Origin of the sequence: Saccharomonospora azurea NA-128, from assembly GCF_000231055.2 — a bacterium.
Taxonomy (GTDB): domain Bacteria; phylum Actinomycetota; class Actinomycetes; order Mycobacteriales; family Pseudonocardiaceae; genus Saccharomonospora; species Saccharomonospora azurea.
In genome coordinates, this window is record NZ_CM001466.1 from 2129915 (window position 1) to 2146767 (window position 16853).

Below are 16853 nucleotides of genomic sequence, written 5' to 3' on the forward strand. Positions count from 1 at the left end.
GGCCACCCTCCGACGCCGGTTCAGGCAGCGACGTCGCGCAGCCCGAACATCGGCGTGCTGAGGTGCGCGCCACGCTCCGCCATCCACGCCAGGGCGGCGTCCGCCCGCTGGCCCTCGACACCGAGGCGGAAGCGCGCGACCGGTGTGTCACCGAACCGCGTCAGGCCACCGCCGATGGTGGTGAAGTCGACGTCGAAGCGCGCCGACGCCTCGGGCAGCAACGCGCCCACCGCGGCGAAGCCCACGAGGATCACGTCCACGGCCCGGTCGTACGACGACAGCAGCGCCCTCGGGGTGTCGACCCGCGGCAACAGCGCCTCCGCGATGGGGCTGCCGGGCTTGCCCAGCAGGCTCAGGAGCGTGCCCGACTCGACGACGGTGCCCCGGTCGAGGAGCGCGACCTCGTCGCACAGCCGGCGGGCGATGTCGGCGTCGCGTGACGTGACGATCACCGTGGCGCCGAGTTCGGACCGGGCCCGGTCGAGCACGGACAGCACGGCCCCCGACTCCTCGCTGCTCACGCCGTCCACCGGGTCGTCGGCCAGCAGCACCGACGGCTCCGTGGCCAGGGCCCGGGCGATGGCCACGCGACGCTGCTGCCCCGGCGAGAGCTCCGACGGCAGCCGGGCCCCGGACCGGGAGAGACCGATGACGTCGAGCAGCGTGCCGACGCGGCTCCGGCGGCGATCGGCTTCCACGCCCATCCGCTCCAGCGGTGCGGCGATGTTGCCCGCGACGGTCCGCTCGGGCCGCAGCGTCGGCTCCATCATCGCGACCTGCCGCTGGGCTCCCCACAGCTTGCGGCCCGCCAACCGGCTCGTGTCCATGCCGTCGTAGCGCACGGTGCCCCGGTCGGGCCGCTCCCGCAGTGCCACGCAGCGCGCCAGCGTCGTCTTGCCCGCCTCCTTCGGCCCCACGATGCCGAACAGCGACCCCGCGTTGACGACGAGGTTGACCTCCCGCAGCGCGACCACGGGGGAATGGGTGGAAGGGAACGACTTGCTGACGTTCTCGACAGTGATCACCACAGCTCCAGGCAGCTCAAAGTCGGGCGTCCGTACGGGGACGTCCTGAAGACAGACGGCAGAAGAAACCGAAACTCGACGAAGGAAAGGGCCTCAGCGAGACATCGTGTGGCTACAACAAGCACACACGGTGCGGCGGCCCTGGTCGACTACTCGGCGCTGCGTCAGGAGCGGCGTGCGATACACGGAGATCCTCCATCGGTCCTGGCGTTAGCACCTTCCCCAGTGGGGCGGTTGCTGCGACGTCTCGGAGCCAGGTCTCTCGGTCGCTCGGGATGGATGCGCCCACAGTACATCCGAGGTGGCCCGCCGTTGGCAAGCGAGCCGGGGCGAGATCACACTTTCGCCGCAGAGCGGGCCAGTTCGGCGAACTGCTCGACGGTGAGCCGTTCACCTCGGGTGGCCGGGTCGATACCGGCGGCGGTGAGCAGCGCGGCGGCGCGCTCCCCCGAGCCCGCCCAGGAGGCGAGGGCGGCACGGAGGGTCTTGCGGCGCTGGGCGAAGGCGGCGTCGACCAACGAGAAGACGAGGTCGCGGTCGACTCCCTCGGGCGGAGCCGTGCGTTCGAACGCGACCAGCGAGGAGTCGACGTTGGGCACGGGCCAGAACACCGACCGGGACACGGCCGCGACCTTGCGCGCCCGCCCGTACCACGCGAGCTTCACGCTCGGAACCCCGTAGATGCGGCTGCCGGGCGCGGCGGCCATGCGGTCGGCCACCTCGGTCTGCACCATCACGAGGGCGTGCCGCAGCGAGGGCAGTTCGGCCAGCAGGTGCAGCACGACGGGCACCGCGACGTTGTACGGCAGGTTCGCCACGAGTGCCGTGGGTTCGGTGGGCAGCTCCTCGGCGCGGAGCCGCAGCGCGTCCCGTTCGAGCACGGTGAACCGCGAGGCGGCCTCAGGCGCGTGTTCGGCCACGGTCGTGGGCAGCCGCTCGGCCAGGACGGGATCGATCTCCACCGCCAGGACACGCGCCCCGGCGGCCAGCAGACCGAGGGTGAGGGAGCCGAGGCCCGGGCCGACCTCCAGCACCGGCTCACCCGACCGCACGTCGGCGAGGTCCACGATGCGGCGCACGGTGTTGGCGTCGTGCACGAAGTTCTGGCCGAGCTTCTTCGTCGGCCGCACTCCCAGCTCGGTGGCCAACCGGCGGATCTCGGACGCTCCCAGCAGGCCCGGTGTCTCGGTCACCGGGCCAGCCTAGAGACCGCGTTCCACGGCGGAGCCGTGGGCTTACTTCGGCAGACCGAGCTGCGACGAGCAGTGCGGCCAGGCACCGTAGCCACCGCGATCGTCCCGCACCCGTTCCGCGATGTCGATCTGCTGCTCACGCGTGGCCTCGTGCGGGTACGCCGCGTACTGCGAACCGCCGTAGGCGTCCCAGGTCTGCTTGTTGAACTGCAGGCCGCCGTAGTAGCCGTTGCCGGTGTTGATGCCCCAGTTGCCGGTCGACTCGCACTGCGCCAGCGCGTCCCACACCGAGGCGTCGCCGATGTCGGGCACCGCCGACTTGGTGCCGATCCGGACGACCTTCTTCTCGGCCTCCCGCACGACCTCGGTCGACACCTCGACGCTGTCGACGACCTTGCCGTTCTTCTTCGTCACCCGGTAGGTGACGATCTTCTCGCCGGCCTTGCCCTCTTCCTCGACGATCTCCTTGCCCTTGTCGAGGGTGTCGTCCTCGATGGTCTCGACCTCGGGCTCGATGACCTCGGTCTTCTTCACCATCGACACGCCGGTGCGGTTGACGTGCACCTCGGCGCCGTCGGCGAGCTTGAAGTCGGAACCTTCCTCGATCTTGTCCTGCTTGCCGAGGTCGAGGCCGAGCTCCGCGAGCAGCTCCTCTGCGGTCACGGCGTTGGTGGTGACCTCGCGGGGCTTCTCACCGCCGTCGAAGAGGGTGACGGTCTTCTCGGTCTTGACCTCCAGGCGCATGCCGTCGAGCGGCACCTCGCCGGACAGCGGTGCGGAGAACCACGTGCCGCCGGTGCTCAGGTGGTCCAGTCCGAGCTGGCTCAGCGCCTCGCGCACGGTCGTGGCGCGGACCCACGAGTCGCGCGACTCGCCGTCGACGACGAGGGTGAGCTGCCGACCGCGCTCCAGCTTGATGACGCCGCCGTCGCCGACCGGCGCCTGCGGAGAAGGCGAGAGGGCGTCGTGAGCGCCGACGCTGATGCCGGCGTCCTCGAGCACCTCGCCGACCGTGTCGCCGTAGCTGCGAATGGTCTGCTTCTCGCCGTCGACGTCGACCGTGACGCTCTTGTTCATCGCGAGCGCCGCGGCACCGCCACCGGTGAGCGTGATCATGACCGCGAGGACCGTGCCCCGCAGGAAGCGCTTCTTCCACGTCTTGACGGCGCTGACGAGACCGTCCTCGGGCTCCGAGGACGCCGCTGTGGCCTCCGCGGACTGCGTCGGGGACTCGTCCTCGTCCGGCAGCACGATCGGCGGAAGCATCGTGGTCTCGGCGTTGATGAGCCTGATCAGCTCGTCCACGCCGACCCCGGCCTCGGCCATCATCGTCTCGGCGTCGGGTCCGAGAGCGGTCAGCACGTCCTGGGGTGTGACTTCCGGCTCGGGCGAGAAGTCGAGATCCTCGGCTTCGCTCGGCCAGTCGAGCAGGGCCGTGGAGGCAGCCGTATGCCCGTCTCTACCAGTCACAGGGTCGATCCCTTCACGTAAGTACACCGACTCCCGCAGCCAGCGCCGCCCTCACATCCCGCAGGATGCTCTCCCCGACGTACACCGACGTGACTGTGGGCCAGGCTGGTGGCGATCCGCAGCGTTGCAGTCACTCGCGGACCACTTCCCAGCACGGTCACGGGACCATAACGAGTGCCTGAGGGTTGCGCAATCACCCCTAGGGGCACTAGTGATCTTCCTCACGAGAACTCAGGGCAACCTCAGACGATCTCGCCGCCACCGCTACGCAGGCGGAACACGCGCTCCGCATTCCGCCGTGCGGCGTCGGCCACGGCCTCCACCGGCTGCTTCCGCAACTCGGCGAGTCCCACGACCGTGTACGCCGCGCAGTAGGGTTCGTTCGGCCGCCCGCGGAACGGATGCGGCGTGAGGAACGGCGCGTCCGTCTCGATCAGCAACTGCTCGTCGGGCACCAGCCGGGCGGCCTCCTGGAGGGCCCGCGCGTTGCGGAACGTCACCGTCCCGGCGAACGACAGCACGTAGCCCGCGTCGACGCACCGCCGCGCCACGTCGGCGTCTCCGGAGAAGCAGTGGAACACCACCTCGTCCGGCGCGCCCTCGGACTCCAGGATCGCCAGCACGTCGTCGTGGGCCTCCCGGTCGTGGATCATGAGTGGCTTGCCCACGCGCTTGGCGAGGTCGATGTGCCAGCGGAACGCGTCCTGCTGCGCCTCGGGCGGCGAGTAGTCCCAGTAGTAGTCCAGCCCGGTCTCACCCACGGCGACGACGCGCTCGGCCCGCACGAGGCGTTCCAGCTCCGCCTTCTCCTCGTCGGAGAAGTCCTTCGTGCGCGTCGGGTGCAGGGCGACGGCACCGTGGAGCCGGTCGTCCCACCCCGACGCCTCGGCGACCCAGCGCGCGGACGCGAGGTCGTCGGCCACGGTGACGACGGCGGCGATACCCGCCGCCTCCGCCCGGTCGAGTGCGGCGCGAACGCCCTCGGGGGTCGTCGCGCCGCACGCGTCGAGGTGGGTGTGCGAGTCGACCGTCGGCACGGGAAGGCGTTCCGGCACCGGCGGCAGCTCACGACGACTCATTCGGCCACCTGGATCGGCGCCCACTCCGGCCCGGTCTCGGCGAGCTTCGGGTCGACCTTGGTGAACAACGGTGTCGGCTTGGCCAGCGGCCTGCCCACCTCGATCGGCGTGGACTCCCAGCGGGCCTGCTCGACGGTGTAGTCACCGGTCAGGATGGGGTTCACCCGGTCGGGCAGGTCGAGGTCGGCGACCTCCTGCACCTCGGGCTGGGCCGCCCACACTCCGGTACCGCCGAGTGCCTCGTGCACCTTCTGCGCCGCGTTCGGCAGGAACGGCGTCAGCAGCGTGTTGGCGTCCGACACCACCTGCAGTGCCGTGTGCAGCACCGTGTCGCGGCGGTCGGGGTCGTCCTTCAGCTTCCACGGCTGCTGGTCCGACAGGTACTTGTTGGCCGCCGACACGACGCGCATGGCCTCCTGCACGGCCTGGCGGAACCGCGACCGGCGCAGGTGCCCGCCCACCGTGTCGAACGCGGCGCGAGCCTGGGCCTTCAGGTCCTCGTCGGCCTGGGTCGGCGTGTTCGGCCTCGGCACCCCGCCGTTGTTCTTGTGTGCCATCGAGATCGAGCGGTTCACCAGGTTGCCCCACTCGTTGGCGAGCTCGAAGTTGATGCGGCGGGTGAACTCGTCCCACGTGAAGTCGGTGTCCTGGGTCTCCGGCCCGGCGACGCTGATGAAGTAGCGCAGCGTGTCGGGGCCGAACTCGCGCAGGAAGTCGTGCACGTAGATCACGGTGCCGCGCGAGGTCGAGAACTTCGAGCCGCTCATCGTGAGGAACTCGCTGGAGACGATCTCGTCGGGCAGCGCGAGCTTGCCGTACGGTCCGGGCTCGCCACCGCGGTCGCCCTCACCGTTGTGCCCCAGAAGCAGCGCGGGCCAGATCTGGGCGTGGAAGGTGATGTTGTCCTTGCCCATGAAGTAGTAGCTGCGCGCGTCGGGGTTGTTCCACCACTCCTGCCACGCGTCCGGGTTCCCGGTGCGGCGCGCCCACTCGACGCTCGCCGAGAAGTACCCGATCACCGCGTCGAACCAGACGTAGAAGCGCTTCAGCGGCTGGTCGCGCCAGCCGTCGAGCGGGATCTTCACGCCCCAGTCGAGGTCGCGGGTGATGGGCCGCGGCCGCATGTCGTCGACGAGGTTCTTCGTGAAGTTGACGACGTTGGGCCGCCAGTCCGTCTTGGTGGACAGCCACTTGCCCAGCGTCTCGGTGAACGCGGGCAGGTCGAGGAACAGGTGCTCGGTCTCGACGAACTTCGGCGTCTCGCCGTTGATGCGCGAGCGCGGGTTGCGCAGCTCGGCGGCGTCGAGCTGGTTGCCGCAGTTGTCGCACTGGTCGCCGCGCGCGCCGTCGTAGCCGCAGATGGGGCACGTGCCCTCGATGTAGCGGTCGGGCAGGGTGCGGCCCGTGGACGGGCTGATGGCACCCGTCGTGGTCTTGGGGATGACGTAGCCGTTGCGGTGCAGCGCCAGGAAGATCTGCTGCGTCACCTCGGCGTGGTTGCCGGTGCTCGTGCGCGTGAAGAGGTCGTAGGACAGGCCGAGGCCGCGCAGGTCCTCGGTGATCTGGCGGGTGTACTTGTCGGCCGCCTGCTGCGGCGTGAGGCCTTCCTTCTCGGCCTGCACCTGGATCGGCGTGCCGTGCTCGTCCGTACCCGACACCATGAGCACCCGGTTGCCGGCCATTCGCTGGTAACGGGAGAAGACGTCCGACGGGACGCCGAAGCCGGACACGTGGCCGATGTGGCGGGGGCCGTTGGCATAGGGCCAGGCCACCGCGGTCAACACTGGGGTGCTCATACCTGGTTAGCCTACGGACCTCCTTCGGTGTTTCGTGCGCGAGGGACACGTCGGGAAGGGATGGCGTCGCGACGTCTCGGCCATCCGGTCACCGGTTCACTCGTTCGGGGTCCCGAGACGCCCGAGTACTCGACCCGGCCCCACTACGGGACATCCGGCACAGCATCGGCGTGCGCGGGGTAACCGGGCTCGACGACGAGAGAGGGGCACGCATGATCAGGGCACGCGGCCTTGCCCGGCGGTTCTCCGCCCGGGGCCGCACGGTCGAGGCCGTCCGAGGCGTCGATATCGACGTCGACCAGGGTGAACTCGTCGGATTCCTCGGACCCAACGGCGCGGGAAAGACGACCACGCTGCGCATGCTCACCACGCTGCTGCGGCCCACGGCGGGCGAGGCCGAGGTCGCGGGGCGCGACCTGCTGCGCGACCCGCTCGGGGTGCGCAGACGCATCGGCTACGTCGCCCAGGGCGGTGGCACCCTGCCCGAGTGCACGGTCGGCGAGGAGATCGGGTTGCAGGGCAGGCTGTACGGGCTGTCGAAGGCCGAGACCGCCCGCCGCGCCGCCGCGCTGGCCGACCAGCTCGACCTGTCCGGCCTGGACGACCGGCTCACCAAGACGCTGTCGGGCGGGCAGCGACGCCGGTTGGACATCGCGCTCGGACTCGTCCACAGGCCGCCGCTGGTCTTCCTCGACGAACCCACCACCGGGCTCGACCCGCAGAGCCGCGCGAACCTGTGGAACCACATCGCCGAACTCCACGCCGAGCAGGGCGTGACGGTGTTCCTCACGACCCACTACCTCGACGAGGCCGACGCCCTGTGCGACCGCATCCTCGTCATCGACGGGGGCCGGATCGTCGCGGAGGGCACCCCGGACGAGCTCAAGGCCCGCGTCTCGGGCGACCGGGTGGAGATCGGCCTCGACCACACCGGAGAGCAGGCCGCCGAGGCCGCCGCGCTGGTCGAGAGGCTCGACGGTGCCCACGAGGTGAGCGTGAGCGGTGGACTCGTGCGGTTCCGCGTGCCGCGCGGTGACGTGGTGCTGCCCGAGCTGCTGCGGGCTTTCGACTCCCGGGGCCTTTCGATGACCTCCATGCAGGTGCAGCGGCCCACGCTCGACGACGTGTTCCTCACCATGACGGGCCGCAGCCTGCGCGAGGCCCAGAGCGGAACGGAGGAGGCCACCGATGTGGCGTGACACCTGGTTGATCTTCCGCAGAGACTTCGCCCTGTCCGCGCGCAACCCCACCTGGCTGATCATCCAGATCATGCAGCCGGTGCTGTACCTCGTGCTGTTCGGTCCCCTGATGGAGAAGGTCGTCGCCAGCACACCGGGCTTCCCGCCCGGCGACGTCTGGACCATCTTCACCCCGGCGCTGATCGTGATGATCGCGCTGTTCGGCACCTCGTTCGTCGGGTTCGGGCTGCTCGCCGAGTACCGCAGCGGCGTCGTCGAGCGGCTGCGGGTCACCCCGGTGAGCCGGGTCGCCCTGCTGCTGGGGAAGGTACTGAACAACGTGCTCCAGGCACTGGTTCAGGCGCTCATCCTCATCGGACTGGCGATGGTCGTGTTCGGCCTGCGCGCACCACTGGGCGGCATCCTGTTGAGTCTCGTGATCGCCGCGCTGCTCGCCGTCACGATGGCGTCGTCGTCGTACGCGCTGGCACTGACGCTGAAGAGCGAAAGGAGCTTCCCTGCTCTGCTGAACGCCGTGCTCCTGCCGGTGCTGCTGCTGTCCGGCATCCTGCTGCCCATCACGACCGGTCTCGCGCCCACCTGGCTGTACACGCTGTCGCGCATCAACCCGTTCAGCCACATCGTCGAGGCCGAACGCGCGGGGTTCCGCGGAGACTTCACGACGGACGGCCTGCTCACCGGCAGTCTCGTCCTGGCGGCGCTGACCGTACTGGCCGTGTGGTGGGGCGCGAGCACGTTCCGCAAGGAGAACGCGTGAGCCCGCGGCGTGGTGAACAGGCACGACACCACCGGCGGCACTAGCCTGCCGCCATGACCGGGCACGGCGTGCGGGGCGAGGTGACGGGCATCAGCCTGGCCCCGCACGCGCCGCTGCCCGACTGGCGGGCCCTCGCGGCGGACCGCTCGGTCACGTTCGCCTCGATCAGCGTCACCGAGAACAGCAACTGGGTCGACCGCCTGGCGGCCGCCCAGCTGGCCGACGCGGTGCAGGCGGGCGTCTACGCCGGGATCCGGCATCGCGGCAGACCCGGTGCGCCGCAGGACCAGGCACGTCACGTCGTCCAGGTCGGCAAGTCGCTCGGGGCGTTCACCCCGGGCACGCTCGCCCCCACCCTGGACGCGCGCGCCGAGGGGCTCGACGACCGGTTCGTCCGTACCTGGATCAGGACGTTGCGGCAGGAGGCCGTGATCCGACGCGTGCTCGTCTACGCCGAGGTGGAGCACTGGCACCGCCGCTTCCGGCCGGAGAAGTGGGCCGACGACGACGTCGTGTTGTGGTCGGCGTGGCACAACGGTGTCCCCGGCCGCGCCGGGTGGTTCCATCCGCGTCTCGGCCTGCACGAGCACACCGCCGACGGCCGCATCGGCCACCACGCGCTGGTCTACCCGTTCACCCTCACCGACGTGCTGGTCTGACCCCCACCCCGGCGTGTCCGCGACCTGTGCACCCGTGTCCGCGGCCCAGCGACGCGTGTTCGCACTTCACGGACGCCACCGGACAGCAATCAGTCGAGCAGGAGCCTGCTGCGGGTGAGGAACACGTTGTACGGCCCCCACTGGGAGACGAGGTAGTACAGGTCCGGGCCGTCCAACGACCACGGGTGCAGGAAGCCGCCGTAGATCGCCGGGTACTCGTCGCCCGATACCACGACCTCGCCGGGCGTCCACGGACCCGTGAGCTCCTCCGCCGAGCGCAGCACGATGCCACGGCGTGTCTCGTCGAGGTGCATCAACAGCCACCGGTCGAGCGTCCGGTGGAAACCGAGCGACATCTCCCCCATCGGCCCCGCCGCCACGGCGACCGCCGCGCGCCGACGACGACTCCAGCCGCTGCCCGTCCAGTACTCGAAGGAGCGGACGTCGGGCAGTGCGGCGGGGTCCGCCCTGGCGAGGTAGGCGTCGCCGTAGCGGCCGTTGGTGGTGCCGAGGAGATACACGTGATCGTCGGCCCGGGCGAACGCGGCGAGCTGGAACCGGTTGTCGCCCCACCGGTTCGACCACCGGGCATCCCGCGGCTTCTCCCACGTCCAGCCGCCGTCGTGGGAGACGGCGAGACCGGCGTGGTTCGTCTTCCACATGCCCGGCCGGGTCCACTCGCGCACCGACATGTAGTGCAGGTAGTGCACCCCGTCCACGGTCACACCGCTGTTGGGGATCACCGTGATCTCCCGGCCTCCACCCTTCGGAAGCACCTGCGCCGCACTGCCGTCGGGCCGCGCCACGACGCCGTCCAGCGGCATGCCCCCGGCAAGATCACGGGCGAACGACCAACCCAGCACGTTGCACCGCCAGTCGGCGTCCCCGGGGCCGGGCCCGCTGCCTCCCCAGCCACGGCCGTAGGTGTCGCCGAAGGCCACCAGCACCCGCCCGTCTCCGGCGTCCCAGGGGATACCGAGATCGGTGGCGAAGACGTTGTAGCGCTCGTCAGTGTCACTCGGCGAGCCCGCGCCGGTCACCGGACCGATCCGCGTCGTCTCGCCCACCCGCACCACGTCGTCGACCGTAACGCGGGAACGGCACCGGAGACATCCGAGAGACCGGGTCGGGTCAGCCGCGCGACTTCAACGCGGCGTCGTAGAGCTCCTTCTTCGACACCCCCGCCGCCTGGGCGACCTCCCCGGCCACCGACTTCAGCCGCTCGCCCGCCACCACGCGCGCCAGCACCTCGTCCACCAGATCGGCCAGCGCGACGGCCCGCGGTGCGGCCCCCTCCACCACCACCGTGATCTCGCCGCGCACCCCGTCGGCGGCCCACGCGGCCAGCTCGCCCAGCCCGCCGCGCCGCACTTCCTCGTAGGTCTTCGTCAGCTCCCGGCACACGGCCGCCCTGCGGTCGGCGCCGAGGACCTCGGCCGCCTCCGACAACGTCGCCGCGAGCCGGTGCGGCGACTCGAAGAACACCACCGTGCGCGGCTGGTCCACGAGCTCCCGCAGCCACCGGGCCCGTTCCCCGGGCTTGCGAGGAGCGAAACCGTCGAAGCAGAAGCGGTCCGGCGGCAACCCCGACACCGCCAGCGCGGTCGTGACCGCGGACGGCCCGGGCACGCACGTCACGCCCACGCCCTCCTCGACGCAGGCGGCGACGAGTCGGTAGCCGGGATCGGAGACGCTCGGCATCCCGGCGTCGGTGACGAGCACGACCGTCTGCCCACCGCGCAGCGCCTCCAGCAGCCTCGGCAGGCGCGCCGCCTCGACGTCCTCGTAGAAGCTGACGACCCGACCGCGCGGAGTCACCCCCAGCGTCGTCGCCAGCGCCCGGAAGCGCCGGGTGTCCTCGGCCGCCACCACGTCGGCCTCGGCCAGGACCTCGGCGAGTCGGGGCGAGGCGTCGCGGGAGTCGCCGAGCGGAGTGGCAGCCAGTACGAGCGTCACAACGCCAGAGGCTAGCCCGTAGTATCGGGGCCCGTGACCGCACTCCTCACCCGTTCGTCGGCGGGCGGCGTGGGCCGAGCGCCACAGGTCTCCGAGCCCCCGAGCGACCGCGAAGCCGCGCTCCTCGGCAGGCCCCTGCCCGGTGACCGGCTGCGCGCGCTGGTCGTCACGGTCGTGCTCACCGCGATCGGCGGATTCCTGCGGTTGTTCGACCTCGGTGTGCCCACCGACAAGGGCACGCCGGTCTTCGACGAGAAGCACTACGTGCCGCAGGCGTGGCAGATGCTGCGCAACGGCGGCTACGAGGACAACTACGGCTACGAACTCGTCGTGCACCCGCCGCTGGCGAAGCAGCTGATCGCCGTGGGCGAATGGTTGTTCGGCTACAACGGCTGGGGTTGGCGGTTCAGCGCGGCCGTGGCCGGGGCTTTGATCGTCCTGCTCACCGTCCGCATCGCGCGCCGGCTGACCCGGTCCACGCTGCTGGGCGCGATCGCGGGAGTGCTGGTCATCTGCGACGGGGTGCTGCACCTGCAGTCGCGGATGGGGATGCTCGACATCTTCATCGCGCTGTTCGTGCTCGCCGCGTTCGGTTGCCTGCTGTGCGACCGCGATCAGGTGCGCGAGCGGTTGGCGACGGCCGTGCGCGAGGGCTGGATCGACTCGTCGCCCTACGGACCGAGACTCGGTTTCCGCTGGTGGCGGTTCGGCGCCGGGGTCCTGCTCGGGCTCGCGACCGCCGTGAAGTGGTCGGGCGCGTACTGGGTGATCGCGTTCGGGCTGCTGTGCGTGGCGTTCGACATCGCCGCCCGCAGAACGGCGGGAGTGCGCAGGCCGTGGGTCGGCGCGCTGCGGCAGGACCTGCTCCCCGCGGCCTGGGCCATCGGCGTGGTCTCCGTGCTGGTGTACCTGGGGAGCTGGTGGGCGTGGTTCGCCAGCGAAACCGCCACCGACCGGCACTACGTGGAGATGGAGGGAGTCGGCGACGGCCCGTTCGGATTCGTTCCGGCGGCGCTACGCTCGCTGTTCCTCTACACCACGAACGTGCTGGACTTCCACAGCAACCTCTCGACCCCCGAGGGCGATCCGCACCCGTGGGAGTCGAAGCCGTGGACGTGGCCGATGGGGCTGCGCCCGATGCTCTACTACTTCGAGTCGGGCGAGAACGTCACCGGCTGCGGCGAGACGGAGTGCGTCAGCGCCACGATGCTCGTCGGCACGCCCGCCATGTGGTGGTTGGCGCTGCCCGTCCTGGGGTGGGGGCTGTGGCGGGCGGTGTTCCGCGCCGACTGGCGCTACGCCGCCGTGCTCGTGGGCTACTTCGCGGGCCTGCTGCCGTGGTTCACCAACCTCGACAGGCAGATGTACTTCTTCTACGCCACCCCGCTCGCGCCGTTCCTGGTTCTCGGGCTGACGCTGGTGCTCGGGCAGGTCCTGGGGGCGCGCGGCAACTCCGAACGCCGGGGCACCGGGCTGCTCGCGGTGTCGCTGTACGTGGGGCTCGTCGTGGCGAACTTCGTGTGGTTGTGGCCGATCCTCGTCGGCGAGCCCATCACCTACGACCGCTGGCAGGCGGAGCTGTGGCTGCCGTCGTGGCGCTGACGGGGTGACCGGACCGCTGACCCGCAGGGCCAGGGCAGGGCGGTGGCGCGCTGCGGCGGCCGGGAACGGTGCGCCGCCGCGCCTCACCTCACTGCTGACGCGGCACGAGCTTCGTCACGGGGCCGTCGGTGGACGTACCCGCCCGCGACAACCAGCCCTCCACCTCGCGGTACACGACGTTGAGCGTCGGCCGGTTGCGGGGTTGCTGGTCCAGCGACGCGGCCAGCAGCCGGGCGTGCACGCTCTGCCGCGGCAGGTGTGTGGGCGCCTCGGCCCGTGCAGCGGCCATGAGCGCCGCCATCGGAGTCTCACGGGTGCCGCGGGGTGGCTGGCCCGTCAGCGCGTAGCTCACGGTGGCCGCGAGCTGCCACGCGTCGGAGGCCGGGCTCGCGGGTGCGCCCGCGGCCGCCTCGGGGGCGACGTAGTCGGGGGTGCCGACCATCATGCCGGTGGCCGTCAGCTTCGAGTCGCCACGACTGCGGGCGATGCCGAAGTCGATGAGGTGGGCCACGCCCATCGGGTCGATGATGATGTTGGACGGCTTGATGTCCCGGTGGAGCACGCCCTTGCTGTGTGCGGCCGCCAACGCGCTGGCCATCGTGGCCCACAGCCGTCCCGCGGCGACGTCGTCCAACGGACCGCCGTTGTCGACGACCTCGGCGAGCGGCTGGCCTTCGAGGTACTCCATGACGAGCGCGAGCCCGTCGGGCTCCTCCACCAGGTCGTACACCCGCACACAGTTGGGATGGCTGAGCGCCGCGAGCGCCCGCGCCTCGCGCTGCATGCGCTCCTCGGTGTCGCGGTCGGGCGCGTGGGCGATCTTCATGGCGACCGTGCGGCCGAGTTGCGTGTCGATGGCCTGCCAGACGGTGCCGAAGCCACCATGGCCCAGCCGCTTGACCCGGCGGAACCGCGAGCTGCCGGTCGGCGCGCTGCCCGGGACGACGGGCACCGGGCCCGGGGCGGCGGCGAGCTCGGCCGGGGGCTCGGACGCGGCCACGGTCGGCTCCGGCGCGGGCGCGACCGAGGTCGGTGCGTACTGCTTGGCCGGTGGGGGCGGTGCCGGTGGCGGGGACTCCTGTTCCCGCGGGTTGAGGTGGACCGGCTGCTGCGGCTGCTCCGCGGCCTTCGGCTCGGGCCGCCGGTCGGAGTTCTCGATCGTCGACCAGCTGGGCGGGCCCACCAGCGACACCGGGATGACGCCGAGGATGGCGACGGGCAGGAACCCGAGCCACACGTGCACGGCGACGTTCACCTCGACGCCCGCGCTGACGATCACAAAGACGACGAACGGCACCCACAGCAACCTGCCGGGCCACTTCGGCCCCCGCCGCAGGGCGATGCGGCCCAGCAGCATGATCGCCAGCAGGATCAGCACCGGCAACCCGACGAGGGTGACGAGGTAGAACCCGTAGGTCAGAACGTTGTCCGACGGATAGAACAGCGTCTCGTAGACGTTGCGCTTCCCGCCCAGGTACTCGGTCTGCGGGCCGAGCCCGTAGTCCTGTTGCATCGCGGCGACCTCGGCGACCGACAACCCGGTGCTCTGCCCCGCGAAGGCCGCTCGGAAGACGCTGGAGACACCGGTGGTGAGGAACCACGGGATCAGCAACATGCCGACGACGCCGAGAACGCCCAGCGCGGCCAGGGCACCACCGTGGTAGCGGTTGCCGGTGAACTTGCGCATCAACGCGACGCCGACCGCCGTTCCCACCGGGAACAACCCGATCAACGCACCGGCCATGCTCGTGGCCCACGCCCAGTCGCCGGGCCAGAAACCCGGCTGGAACAGCTGATAGGCGAGCGAGAGCAGCGCGCTCGCGATCGATTCCACCCCTCGCTCCTTCGCCGCGTCGCCCGGCATCGTCCAAAGGCACAGTATGCCTGTGCCCACACCCGAGCTTACGGCGGGCGAGCCGGTACCCCACAGTCGACCGTCACCGAGTGGTACCGCCTCACGACACTACGAGCTGCCGTGCCGATCGCCGCTGTCACGGCCTGGTGTCCAGCGATCACCCGCCTTACGGTCGTCGCAGGAGTCCTCACGAGAGTCCCCACCCGCCCCTCAACGCCGAGGAGGAACCATGGGCACAGGCGCGTACCGCGAGCAGTACCGGCGCAGTCTGGACGACCCGGAGGCGTTCTGGCTGGACGCCGCACGAGCCGTCGACTGGGTCCGCCCTCCGACCGTCGCGCTGGACGACACCGCCGCGCCGTTGTACCGGTGGTTCCCTGACGGGCAGCTCAACACGGCGGCCAACGCCCTCGACCGGCACGTCGACGCGGGCCGGGGCGAGCAGGACGCGCTCGTGTGGGACTCACCGGTCACCGGCGGCTCCGCGCGCTACAGCTACCGACGGCTCCGTGACGAGGTGGCGACGCTGGCGGGCGCGCTGCGGTCACTGGGCGTGGCCAAGGGCGACCGCGTCGTGATCTACCTGCCGATGGTGCCCGAGGCCGTGGTGGCGATGCTCGCGTGCGCCCGGCTCGGCGCCGTGCACTCCGTGGTGTTCGGCGGCTTCGCCCCGAAGGAGCTGGCCGCGCGCATCGCCGACGCCGCGCCGAAGGTGGTGCTGACGGCATCGTGCGGGGTGGAGCCCACCCGCGTCGTGGAGTACGTGCCGATCGTGCGGGAGGCGCTGCAGCTGGTGCGCGACGAGGGCGCGACGGAGCCCGCACACGTCGTCGTCCTGCAACGCGACACCGCCCGGGCCGAGCTTCGGGACGGCGAGCTCGACTGGAACGAGGTGGTGGCCTCGGCCGCGCCGGCCGACCCGGTGCCGGTGGCGGCCACCGACCCGCTCTACGTGCTGTACACCTCGGGCACGACCGGGAAGCCGAAGGGCGTGGTGCGCGACAACGGTGGTCACGCGGTGGCGCTGGCCTGGTCGATGTCCGCCGTGTACGGCATCGGCCCGGGCGACGTGTGGTGGACGGCCTCCGACGTCGGCTGGGTGGTCGGCCACTCCTACATCGTGTACGCACCCCTGCTCGTGGGTGCGACCACGGTGCTCTACGAGGGCAAGCCGGTGGGCACCCCGGACGCGGGCGCGTTCTGGCGTGTCGCGTCGCAGTACGGCGTACACGCACTGTTCACGGCGCCCACCGCATTGCGTGCGATCAAGCGGGTGGACCCGGACGGCGCGGAGATCGGCCGGTACGACCTCGGCGCCCTGCGCACCCTGTTCCTCGCCGGGGAACGGCTGGACCCGCAGACGTACCACTGGGCGAGCGAGCGGTTGGGCATCCCGGTCGTCGACCACTGGTGGCAGACCGAGACGGGCTGGCCCATCGCGGCCAACCCGCGGGGCCTGGAAGCACTGCCCGTCAAGCCGGGCTCCGCGACCGTGCCCATGCCGGGCTGGGACGTGCGGGTGCTCGACCAGGCGGGCCGCGAGCAGCCCGCGGGCCGGGAAGGCGCGATCGCCGTGCGGCTGCCCCTGCCGCCGGGCTCGCTGCCCACGCTCTGGGGCGACGACGAGCGCTTCGTCGCCTCCTACCTGTCGCGGTATCCGGGCTACTACCTCAGCGGTGACTCCGGTTACGTCGACTCCGACGGCTACCTCTTCGTGATGGGCCGCACCGACGACGTGATCAACGTGGCGGGACACCGCCTGTCGACCGGCGCGATGGAGGCCGTGCTGGCGGCACACCCGGCCGTGGCGGAGTGCGCGGTGATCGGCGTGGCCGACCCCCTCAAGGGACAACTTCCCCGCGGGTTCGTGGTGCTCAAGGCGGGCGCCGACATCTCGGAGGAGCAGCTCGCGAAGGAGCTCGTCGCGGCGGTGCGGGCCGAGATCGGCCCCGTGGCTGGGTTCCGCGACGTCGCCGTGGTGGACGCCCTGCCGAAGACCCGCTCGGGGAAGATCCTGCGTGCCACCATGCGGGGCATCGCCGACGGTCGCGAGGTGACGGTGCCGTCCACCATCGAGGACCCGACGGTGCTCGACCGGCTCCGGAGCGCGTTGCGCCCGCCGAGCTGAGCGACATCGGCGCCCCGCTCACCCGATCGGTGGTTGTCTGGACCAATCCTGGCGTCTGAGCCTGGGAGCACGCTCACATTTCGGAGGTGCTCGTGCGCAGACGCAGAACGAGAGCGGCCCTCGGTGCCACCGAC

13 protein-coding genes and 1 riboswitch are annotated in these 16853 nt (G+C 71.1%); of the genes, 5 read left to right on the forward strand and 8 right to left on the reverse strand.

All coding sequences use genetic code 11. The annotated features are described in order from the left end of the window. Positions 1-20: 20 nt before the first annotated feature. The 5 genes from SACAZDRAFT_RS09715 to metG all read right to left on the reverse strand — a co-directional run bounded on the left by SACAZDRAFT_RS09715 (position 21) and on the right by metG (position 6563). On the reverse strand, positions 21-1025 hold the full coding sequence (locus SACAZDRAFT_RS09715) for a methionine ABC transporter ATP-binding protein (RefSeq protein ID WP_005441068.1): 1005 nt from the start codon (positions 1023-1025) through the stop codon (positions 21-23). Between the two features lie 192 nt (positions 1026-1217). Next, positions 1218-1307: riboswitch (SAM riboswitch) on the reverse strand. Between the two features lie 53 nt (positions 1308-1360). Next, the gene (gene rsmA, locus SACAZDRAFT_RS09720) at positions 1361-2218 is read right to left on the reverse strand and encodes a 16S rRNA (adenine(1518)-N(6)/adenine(1519)-N(6))-dimethyltransferase RsmA (RefSeq protein WP_005441069.1); all 858 of its coding nucleotides are present in this window, start codon (positions 2216-2218) and stop codon (positions 1361-1363) included. Positions 2219-2260: 42 nt separating this feature from the next. Next, positions 2261-3688 carry a resuscitation-promoting factor gene (locus SACAZDRAFT_RS09725; protein ID WP_005441070.1) on the reverse strand — a complete coding sequence of 476 codons (1428 nt, stop codon included), beginning with the start codon at positions 3686-3688 and terminating at the stop codon, positions 2261-2263. Between the two features lie 242 nt (positions 3689-3930). Next, complete coding sequence (locus SACAZDRAFT_RS09730) at positions 3931-4767, reverse strand: TatD family hydrolase (protein ID WP_005441071.1); 837 nt, start codon at positions 4765-4767, stop codon at positions 3931-3933. Continuing rightward, complete coding sequence (metG, locus tag SACAZDRAFT_RS09735; RefSeq protein ID WP_005441072.1) at positions 4764-6563, reverse strand: methionine--tRNA ligase; 1800 nt, start codon at positions 6561-6563, stop codon at positions 4764-4766. Before metG ends, SACAZDRAFT_RS09730 begins: the two co-directional genes overlap by 4 nt. A 212-nt stretch (positions 6564-6775) precedes the next feature. Here metG and SACAZDRAFT_RS09740 point away from each other — a divergent pair, with 212 nt between their 5' ends. Genes SACAZDRAFT_RS09740 through SACAZDRAFT_RS09750 form a run of 3 tightly spaced genes read left to right on the forward strand, consistent with a single transcriptional unit; the run spans position 6776 to position 9178 of the window. Further along, a complete protein-coding gene (locus SACAZDRAFT_RS09740; protein ID WP_005441073.1) occupies positions 6776-7762 on the forward strand; it encodes a daunorubicin resistance protein DrrA family ABC transporter ATP-binding protein in 987 nt (328 codons plus the stop codon). Further along, on the forward strand, positions 7752-8519 hold the full coding sequence (locus SACAZDRAFT_RS09745) for an ABC transporter permease (RefSeq protein ID WP_005441074.1): 768 nt from the start codon (positions 7752-7754) through the stop codon (positions 8517-8519). Before SACAZDRAFT_RS09740 ends, SACAZDRAFT_RS09745 begins: the two co-directional genes overlap by 11 nt. A gap of 53 nt (positions 8520-8572) precedes the next feature. Beyond that, on the forward strand, positions 8573-9178 hold the full coding sequence (locus SACAZDRAFT_RS09750) for a GH25 family lysozyme (protein WP_005441075.1): 606 nt from the start codon (positions 8573-8575) through the stop codon (positions 9176-9178). Positions 9179-9267: 89 nt separating this feature from the next. Here SACAZDRAFT_RS09750 and SACAZDRAFT_RS09755 read toward each other — a convergent pair whose 3' ends face one another. After that, positions 9268-10254 carry a DUF4185 domain-containing protein gene (locus tag SACAZDRAFT_RS09755; RefSeq protein ID WP_005441076.1) on the reverse strand — a complete coding sequence of 329 codons (987 nt, stop codon included), beginning with the start codon at positions 10252-10254 and terminating at the stop codon, positions 9268-9270. Positions 10255-10309: 55 nt separating this feature from the next. Then, entirely contained in the window at positions 10310-11134 is an 825-nt protein-coding gene (gene rsmI, locus SACAZDRAFT_RS09760) for a 16S rRNA (cytidine(1402)-2'-O)-methyltransferase (RefSeq protein WP_005441077.1), read from the reverse strand. A 33-nt stretch (positions 11135-11167) separates the two neighbouring features. On the opposite strand from rsmI, the gene SACAZDRAFT_RS09765 reads away from it, so the two are divergent. After that, complete coding sequence (locus SACAZDRAFT_RS09765; RefSeq protein ID WP_005441079.1) at positions 11168-12736, forward strand: dolichyl-phosphate-mannose--protein mannosyltransferase; 1569 nt, start codon at positions 11168-11170, stop codon at positions 12734-12736. An 88-nt stretch (positions 12737-12824) separates the two neighbouring features. Here the strand turns inward: SACAZDRAFT_RS09765 and SACAZDRAFT_RS09770 are convergent, their stop codons facing one another. Further along, positions 12825-14570, reverse strand: coding sequence for a serine/threonine-protein kinase (locus tag SACAZDRAFT_RS09770; protein ID WP_005441081.1), 1746 nt, complete (start codon positions 14568-14570; stop codon positions 12825-12827). Between the two features lie 250 nt (positions 14571-14820). Here SACAZDRAFT_RS09770 and SACAZDRAFT_RS09775 point away from each other — a divergent pair, with 250 nt between their 5' ends. Further along, positions 14821-16719 (forward strand): propionyl-CoA synthetase, encoded by a 1899-nt coding sequence (locus SACAZDRAFT_RS09775; RefSeq protein WP_005441083.1) that lies wholly within the window; start codon positions 14821-14823, stop codon positions 16717-16719. The last annotated feature ends 134 nt before the right edge of the window (positions 16720-16853 follow it).